Raw genomic sequence first — 6,174 nt, forward strand, 5'->3', positions numbered from 1 at the left:
TTCATTACACTTTTTTACCTGCCACTACGGCTATTAAGTTTTCTTTGCAGAAATACGTTTGCGCCAAGGTCAGAATTTCATCGGCAGTTACTTCTCTGATAGCTTCCAACGAGCGTTCAAAGAAATCTGTTCCCAGCCCGGTTGTTTCTATAAATATCCATGCGTCAGATAGTGAGAAGGCACTTTCATACGAACGGCACATGTCACCCAACATATAGTTGCGCACCATTTCCAATTCTTGTTCGGATACTTTCTCCGAACACAGCCGGTCCATTTCCTTTCCGATTTCGGTAATAATGGGCTGAATGTATTCATTGGCAGCTTCGGTGCTGATTCCCAATACTCCTGTTTTAGGATAATTCACCAGCCCGGCACATATTCCATACGTATAGCCTTTTTCTTCGCGGATATTCGACATCAGCCGGCTTCCGAAATATCCGCCGAATAAAGTAACCAATACGCGGAATTTCAGATAATCGGGATGCTGTTGGGGAAGAGAAAAGCAGCCCATTTTCAACGAACTTTGTAAGGCGTCTTCTTTCTCGACAAAGATGTATTTCCCGGTCTCAGTCTGAGGTGTATACTCCTTGAAAGAAGCCTTTAGAGATGTATCTCCCCATTCCGGCTCACCGAAATGTTGTTCTACGTACCTTATGATTGCAGGAGTGACTTTTCCCGATATATAAACCGAACTGTTTCCCGAATGGTAATAAGTCCGGTAGTATTTTTGCAATACTTCGCGGTCAATGCGATCATAATCTTCCAGTTCGGCATATCTGCCCAGCGGATGCTGGATGCCGAAAAGGGCACGGTTCAGTCTTTTGCGTGCCATGACGTCTACTCTTCGGGCATTTACTTGAAACTGCTGCTTGTTCACATTCAGGATAACATCCAATTCTTTTTCCGGGAATATCGGCTCTTTTACCATCGAGGCTACAATCTCAAGCGTTTTCGGGAAATACTTGCTCAGCGAATATAGAGTGATAAAACCGTAATTCACTGCCGAAGACAAATCCAACCATGCACCATAGTAATCCAGTTTTTCAGCAATTTGCGCTGAAGTCAGGCTGGAAGTCCCTTCCCGTAGCATGCGGTTGGTAAACATGGCTTGCAGCGGTTGGCTTTGATTCCATTGCCCTCCCTTCACCAACAAGTCGAAACGCACTACATCTTCATCACCGACTTGGATAATATTCAGCGGAACACCGTTTCGCATCACGCGCCGCTCCGGTTCCACTATCGAAAAATGTTCTATCTGACGGATTTCGGGAGCTGTTGTTCTGTCTAAAATCATTCTTTCATTATCTGTTCTTGCAAGAATTTTTCGGCACGCGCCAAGTCTTGCGGTGTATCTATTCCGATTGTTTCCACTTCACTGATTCCTACTTTTACGGTATAGCCATTCTCCAGCCAGCGCAACTGCTCCAGCGATTCTGCCAATTCCAAAGAAGATTGTGGCAAAGCTGTAATTTCCTCCAGCACCGAAGCACGGTATGCATAAAGCCCGATATGCTTATAATATGTATGTCCTGCCAGCCATTCCGCTTTGTCTTTATTCCGCATGTAGGGGATAATGGAACGGCTGAAATACAAGGCATTCCCGTTTTTCCCTATTACGACTTTAGGCGAATTGACATTTTCCAGTGCGTCCCAACCGTCTGCCGGAGTAAAAGGCTTTACCAAAGTAGCTATTTGAGTGTCTGGAGCATCAAAACATGCCTTGATAGCCTCTAATTGTGAAGGTTGTATAAAAGGTTCATCACCTTGGACATTAACCACTACGTCAAAGCCTTTCCCCACTTTATGGTAGGCTTCACAACAACGGTCGGTTCCGCTCTTATGATTAGGCGAAGTCATGACTACCTTGCCTCCGAAAGCTTTTACAGCCGTTTCGATACGTTCGTCGTCGGTAGCCACACACACATCGTCCAACACGTTGCATACTTGTTCATACACTCGCTGAATGACCGGTTTTCCCCCTAATAAAGCCAACGGTTTGGCAGGGAAACGGGTCGATGCATATCTTGCAGGAATGATTCCGATAAATTTCATGGTATTCATTTTTGATTAGTAGCGTGCAAATTTACGAAAAAAATCTATTTTTGCATCCAAAACTTCATCAATATGAAAAATATGCATCAATGTATCCTTTGTATCGGGTCAAATTACCGGGCAGAAACCTATATGGGAATGGCTGAGATGCTGCTCAACCAGCGTTTCCCTTCCATCCGTTGGGGAAAAACAGTAAAGACCTTACCCGAAGGAACAACCTGCCCCACTTCCTACCTGAACCGTGCTGCCCGTTTAGATACAAACTGGGATGCCGATACTTTGCGGCATTATTTCAAAAGCATCGAAAAAGCCTGCGGACGCACTTCCCTAAGCAAACAGACCGGCATCATCCCACTCGACATCGACTTGCTGATGATAGACAACACCGTCCTCAAGCCCGAAGACATGCAAAAGCATTATGTCCGTCAGGCGTTGGAAGGGTTGGAAGAAAAATAGAACCGGAAAACATCGTGCCAAGTATCATTGCTTCTATGGCGGTTGAAGCATAGCTTCATTATAAATATATAATTGCATAGACTATTCCGTAGCTATTTTGCTTATTGCTTATCTCTATTTAAATTCTTTCAAGCTCGTCTTGAAAGCGTTCCCATGCTATTAAATCCTCGTGCCAGCTTTCAAATTCTTCCAAATCTTTATTCTATAATTTGCCAATATCCTTGTTTCCTGCCTCCTATACGTTTCAGTAAGCCAAGCTCTTGAAGCCGGGAAAGATTATGAATGACACCTCCCATTGTCGCATCAGGAATCTTCTCACATAATTCTTTTCGTGTGGCATTAGGGTGTTCATTCAGATAGACTAATATGGCTCGTTGTTGCTCCGTTAGCTTTTGTATGGTCTTTTGTATGGTCTTTTGTATGGTTTGTTGAGTAGTGTTTTGGTCGCTTTTGGTAGTCGCTCTTTCTGGATATTCAAACTTAAAAATCGTCCATATTCCCGAAACATCATAGCGGAACTCCGGCGTGGAGAATCCGTCATTCTTACAAGCTGTGATGATGCGTTCAATGCCGCGTCCCCATGCCTCAATCTCGCCTGCACGGAAGAAGGTGTTGGCAATATCCGGATTGTAAGGCATACTACGATGTGAAGACAATAAGGTTTCCACCGTCCATCCTTCGGGTAATACCCCACCATTTATTATTTCCAACTTGTTCTCATACACACGGATTTGGATGGGAGAAGGTTCTGCATAGTCTTTGTTAATGCAAGCATTCAATAGCGCCTCACGCACTGCCTCACGAGGTATAGGAAGTGTTTCTATCCGTTGGATGCCTTCGTAAGTAATGATGGCTTTCATGTACTTGGTACACAGCAAGTCCATCAGTTTCACAATTTGCTGGAACAGATTACCATGCACTTCGTCCTGATACACCAAATCCATGCCTTCACGGAAAAAGCCGACCTTTACAAACGCTCCAGTCACATACTTTTCCGGGTCGGGATGGAACAACAAGGCGGCAGCACGCTTCAGATAACTGCCCTCATAAAGCCGGAGCTTCTCCAACAAACCGTGATTGTCGTCCATCAAGTCCGCTTCCTCCATTCGTCCGCTCCGCTTGGCATACTTACGGAACAAATTAAACGTAGCATTGTCCAAGTCCTCTGCTTTCAGATAAGGCACAGGCACACCGTCCCAAGTCTTGCCCTGCTTGCGAAGCATGAAGCGGTCAAGTGCCGCCCCTTTCAATTCCTGATTGGTTGCACCGCTCCGTTGGTAATACTTTCCACGGAAACTGACGGGATAAGGATAAGCCTCCGTCACAATCTCCAGATAGGACTTTCCATCTTTCTCTTTCAGATTGACATCCACCAAGATACCCATCATGTCGCGCACCTTATTCGGAATGTCCTCCATCAACTTCTTGGCATCCTGCACACCGCACACCTCGCCATCATCCTTTACGCCCACGTAAAGGACACCGCCTTGTGCATTAGCAAAACCACAAATCCATTTCTGGTATTCGTCGCGCCAAGATTCTTTGAATTCTATGTTTTGGGATTCGGTTGGCATATAATGGTCTAAATTTTTACGCTAATTCTAAGTAAATCAATGTTTCCCATAAATTCAAGCAAAGAAATACCGTCTACCTTACAATTTTCAATAAACATCTTCTGCGTTATATTAAGCGGAACTTTATTAATCATATTGTCAATAAAATTAGTTAGTTTAGGAGTGGCTACTATCAAAGGGTTTTCTAAATCTCGTTTCTTCAATTCAAAATTCCAGTATTCTACTCCATTATACTCCCACTTTATATTTTTGCATTTAGGAATCTTAGCGACAATATGCTCTCCTTCAATAATAACTAAATCATCATCAAGAATGAAACTACAATTATAATTTTCTTTTGGATGTTGAAATACAAGTGTTTTCCCTTGTTCAAGAATCAATTGTTTTTCTATTTTAGATAATCCGCAAATGTAATTGGTAAGTTTAAAGATTTCATCTAATTCTAATTTATATATAGGATTTACTAAACGCTGAAAATGAGCAGCTGGATTTAGAATCAGAAGTTTAGACGCACTAAATATTTTTTGCATTTCTCTATCGATTGGAGTGCCATTATGAGCATAAAACTTTATAAATTTATCCCACAATGTTTGTAATTCAAGAAATCCCCCATCAGCTCGAGTTTTAAGTTCAAAAGGTAACCTTTCTCCAATATTTTGTTCCAATGTTTTTCGGAAATAAATCGCTGAAGTTTCATAATCACCTAATTCATAAAAGTATTTAGCCTTAGACAAATAGTCACAACTATCATCTAAAACCAGAGGTCGTTTTTCTGTATGCTTATATGAAATACGCTTAAATGTCCACTCAGAAGATTTCCCTTTTTGAGTAATAATATGAGCTACATAATTATAGAATGTCTTGTCGTGGGTAAACAGATAAATTTTGTATCTATCTGAGATATTCAACAAAAAAGTTACAACTTTAGCTCGATTACTCATATCAAGACTGATAAGCATATCATCCAATGCCATAAATCTACCATTAGCTGCTGCTATAATGTCTAATAAAGAAAAACGAATTGATAATGCTATCGCTGTAAGCCTTGCTTCATTAAAATGTGTTTGAGGTTTTCCTATAGGTTGATATGTACCATTTATTTCTTCTTCGATCTTAAGAATGATTGATGGTTGCAAAATTTCGTAGCCACTACTTATTTGTTTAAGTTGCCAACCTCCAGCTTTATTGACAAGTTGATAACGATAGTCACATCTTAACCAATAAGATTTATTAGGCAAGGGTACCTTATCACGATTATCATCAAACTCTAATACAATTTTAAGACTCCGTTCATTTTCGTTTCGAAAGTTCTTATTGTATATTTCTGAAACGATTGAGTTAATCTGATTAATAATATGTTGTACCTCCAAATTAAATCTCTCGATCCTTTTTTTGTATGAATCTTCCAATAGATTACTTTTTCCGTGACGTTGAATACCTTTCATTACGTCATCATAAATAGTCCCAATATATTCTGCATTATCCTGGGTCAAAACAAAGGGCAATATGTCTTTTATAAAAATAGGAAACAAATCAATGTATTCCGAATTACGAAAACTAAAAGCACGAAACAAAAATTTGTGGTTGATAAACACACATTCAGCATTCATATCCCTTAATGGAGATATCGGTTGGTGGGGGATTTCCTCGTATCCATTTTGGGACAAACGATATTTTGTCTCGCTTCCTTCGAGTTCAATCTCTATATATGGTTCTGCAGTTGTGGTATCCTTATTTACTATACTTTCAGTGGAATCCTTATCAAAATAGATTGCTCCTTTATCATGGTATTGACTTTGTAAAAGTGCATGTAAAGCGTAGTAAATAGAAGATTTTCCACTTCCATTTTCACCGTACATGAGTAGATTCTTCCCATTAAGAACTAACTCAAATTCTTTTGGAAAGGCTTTAAAGCCGTTTATTCTTATTTTTGATATTGCTGTCATATTAATGTTGTATTATCGGTTTCAAAATCTCAGGACTACGCGAAACAAAAAGTTTTAAGCGTGTTCTTACTGGATTATCTGTCATAAATATGCTACTGTGTACTGCTATGATTGTATTAATTACATCATCTTCCTTGAGATCTTTT

5 protein-coding genes are annotated in these 6,174 nt (G+C 40.4%); 1 reads left to right on the top strand and 4 read right to left on the bottom strand.

Annotated elements, in window-relative coordinates; genetic code table 11:
* Positions 1-4: 4 nt before the first annotated feature.
* Together B5F91_RS03055 and kdsB are read right to left on the bottom strand one after the other, a co-directional pair.
* The gene (locus B5F91_RS03055) at positions 5-1,294 is read right to left on the bottom strand and encodes a pitrilysin family protein (RefSeq protein WP_087427635.1); all 1,290 of its coding nucleotides are present in this window, start codon (positions 1,292-1,294) and stop codon (positions 5-7) included.
* Entirely contained in the window at positions 1,291-2,052 is a 762-nt protein-coding gene (gene kdsB, locus B5F91_RS03060) for a 3-deoxy-manno-octulosonate cytidylyltransferase (RefSeq protein ID WP_087427657.1), read from the bottom strand. The genes B5F91_RS03055 and kdsB overlap by 4 nt, the downstream gene beginning before the upstream one ends.
* 72 nt (positions 2,053-2,124) lie before the next feature.
* Here kdsB and B5F91_RS03065 point away from each other — a divergent pair, with 72 nt between their 5' ends.
* Entirely contained in the window at positions 2,125-2,508 is a 384-nt protein-coding gene (locus tag B5F91_RS03065) for a 2-amino-4-hydroxy-6-hydroxymethyldihydropteridine diphosphokinase (RefSeq protein WP_087427636.1), read from the top strand.
* A 197-nt stretch (positions 2,509-2,705) separates the two neighbouring features.
* On the opposite strand, the gene B5F91_RS03070 is transcribed toward B5F91_RS03065, so the two are convergent.
* Both B5F91_RS03070 and B5F91_RS03075 read right to left on the bottom strand, forming a co-directional pair.
* Positions 2,706-4,082, bottom strand: coding sequence for an RNA-binding domain-containing protein (locus tag B5F91_RS03070; RefSeq protein WP_087427637.1), 1,377 nt, complete (start codon positions 4,080-4,082; stop codon positions 2,706-2,708).
* Positions 4,083-4,090: 8 nt separating this feature from the next.
* On the bottom strand, positions 4,091-6,028 hold the full coding sequence (locus B5F91_RS03075) for an AAA family ATPase (RefSeq protein ID WP_087427638.1): 1,938 nt from the start codon (positions 6,026-6,028) through the stop codon (positions 4,091-4,093).
* Between the last annotated feature and the right edge of the window lie 146 nt (positions 6,029-6,174).

The organism is Bacteroides sp. An322 (assembly GCF_002161765.1).
Taxonomy (GTDB): domain Bacteria; phylum Bacteroidota; class Bacteroidia; order Bacteroidales; family Bacteroidaceae; genus Phocaeicola; species Phocaeicola merdavium.